Annotated in this window: 1 protein-coding gene; it reads right to left on the reverse strand. The window is 66.1% G+C overall.

The annotated features are described in order from the left end of the window. Nucleotides 1-39 precede the first annotated feature (39 nt). A partial coding sequence (locus tag ACZ6RT_RS37545; protein ID WP_470158886.1) for an IS256 family transposase occupies nucleotides 40-1,064 on the reverse strand: 1,025 nt, incomplete at its 5' end.

The raw sequence follows: 1,064 nt of genomic DNA on the forward strand, positions 1-1,064 counted from the left end.
GGGTCTGTCCAGTTAACGGTGTAACTCGATCTTGATTGGTTATCGGGTGGTCGGGGTGAGGCGGCCTTCGAAGGTGATGGCGAAGGCGTTGAGGGCGGCCTTCCAGCGGGTGATCCAGCGTTTGCGGCCCTTGCCGGTCGGGTCCAAGCTCATGATCGCCATGTAGACGCACTTCAGTGCGGCCTGCTCGTTCGGGAAGTGGCCACGGGCCTTGACCGCCCGCCGGATTCGCGCGTTGACCGACTCGATCGCGTTGGTCGAGCAGATGACCCGGCGGATCTCGGTGTCGAAGTTGAGGAAGGGCACGAACTCCGCCCAGGCGTCCTCCCACAACTTCACGATGGCCGGATACCTACCGCCCCACGTCTCGGCGAACTCGTAGAACCGCTCGAGCGCGGCGGCCTCGGTGGGGGCGGTGTAGACGGGCCGCAATGCCTTGGCGATGGCATCCCAGTGCTGGCGGGCTGCGTAACGGAAGCTGGCGCGCAGCAGATGCACCACGCAGGTCTGCACGACCGCCTGCGGCCAGACGGTCTCGATCGCCTGCGGCAGCCCCTTCAGACCGTCGCAGACCACCATCAGCGCGTCACCGACGCCGCGGTTCTTGATCTCGGTCAGCACGTGCAGCCAGAACTTCGCCCCCTCGCCGCCGTCGCCGACCCACAACCCGAGGATGTCGCGCTCGCCGTCGACGGTGACCGCCATGGCCAGGTAGATGGGCCGGTTGGCGACCTGGCCGTCGCGCAGTTTGACGTGCACGGCATCGATGAAGATCACCGGGTAGACAGGATCCAGCGGCCGGTTCTGCCACTCGGTCATGCCCTCGATGACCTTGTCGGTGATGGTGGAGATGGTCTGCTTGGACACCTCGGCGCCGTAGACCTCGGCCAGGTGCGCGGAGATCTCCCCGGTCGTCAGGCCCTTGGCGGCCAGCGAGATGACCATCTCATCCACGCTGGACAGCCGGCGTTGCCGCTTGCGCACGATCTTCGGCTCGAAGCTGGCGTCTCGGTCCCGCGGCACCGCGATCTCCACCGGGCCAACATCGGTGATGACGGTCTTAG

This window comes from Streptosporangium sp. NPDC050148 (assembly GCF_055586505.1).